Here is a 1,075-nt window from a genome sequence, read left to right as displayed (position 1 = left end):
GTGACGGTACCTGTATAAGAAGCACCGGCTAACTACGTGCCAGCAGCCGCGGTAATACGTAGGGTGCGAGCGTTGTCCGGAATTACTGGGCGTAAAGAGCTCGTAGGTGGTTTGTCGCGTCGTCTGTGAAATTCCGGGGCTTAACTTCGGGCGTGCAGGCGATACGGGCATAACTTGAGTGCTGTAGGGGAGACTGGAATTCCTGGTGTAGCGGTGAAATGCGCAGATATCAGGAGGAACACCGATGGCGAAGGCAGGTCTCTGGGCAGTTACTGACGCTGAGGAGCGAAAGCATGGGTAGCAAACAGGATTAGATACCCTGGTAGTCCATGCCGTAAACGGTGGGCGCTAGGTGTAGGGGGCTTCCACGTCTTCTGTGCCGTAGCTAACGCATTAAGCGCCCCGCCTGGGGAGTACGGCCGCAAGGCTAAAACTCAAAGGAATTGACGGGGGCCCGCACAAGCGGCGGAGCATGTGGATTAATTCGATGCAACGCGAAGAACCTTACCTGGGCTTGACATACACTAGATTGCTGCAGAGATGTAGTGTCCCTTGTGGCTGGTGTACAGGTGGTGCATGGTTGTCGTCAGCTCGTGTCGTGAGATGTTGGGTTAAGTCCCGCAACGAGCGCAACCCTTGTCTTATGTTGCCAGCATTTGGTTGGGGACTCATGAGAGACTGCCGGGGTTAACTCGGAGGAAGGTGGGGATGACGTCAAATCATCATGCCCCTTATGTCCAGGGCTTCACACATGCTACAATGGTCGGTACAACGCGCAGCGACACTGTGAGGTGGAGCGAATCGCTGAAAGCCGGCCTTAGTTCGGATTGGGGTCTGCAACTCGACCCCATGAAGTCGGAGTCGCTAGTAATCGCAGATCAGCAACGCTGCGGTGAATACGTTCCCGGGCCTTGTACACACCGCCCGTCACGTCATGAAAGTTGGTAACACCCGAAGCCAGTGGCCTAAACTTGTTAGGGAGCTGTCGAAGGTGGGATCGGCGATTGGGACGAAGTCGTAACAAGGTACCCGTACCGGAAGGTGCGGGTGGATCACCTCCTTTCTAAGGAGCTTT

At 55.4% G+C, this 1,075-nt stretch carries 1 rRNA gene; it reads left to right on the top strand.

Annotated elements, in window-relative coordinates:
- Positions 1 to 1,063: ribosomal RNA gene (locus tag HMPREF2807_RS04495) — 16S ribosomal RNA — on the top strand; the annotation flags it as partial.
- Positions 1,064 to 1,075 lie beyond the last annotated feature (12 nt).

Source organism: Corynebacterium sp. HMSC074A09 (genome assembly GCF_001811545.1).
In the GTDB taxonomy this organism is placed as follows: domain Bacteria; phylum Actinomycetota; class Actinomycetes; order Mycobacteriales; family Mycobacteriaceae; genus Corynebacterium; species Corynebacterium hiratae.
The sequence above is the reverse complement of the archived record's forward strand: the minus strand, read 5'-3'. Positions and strand labels throughout refer to the sequence as shown.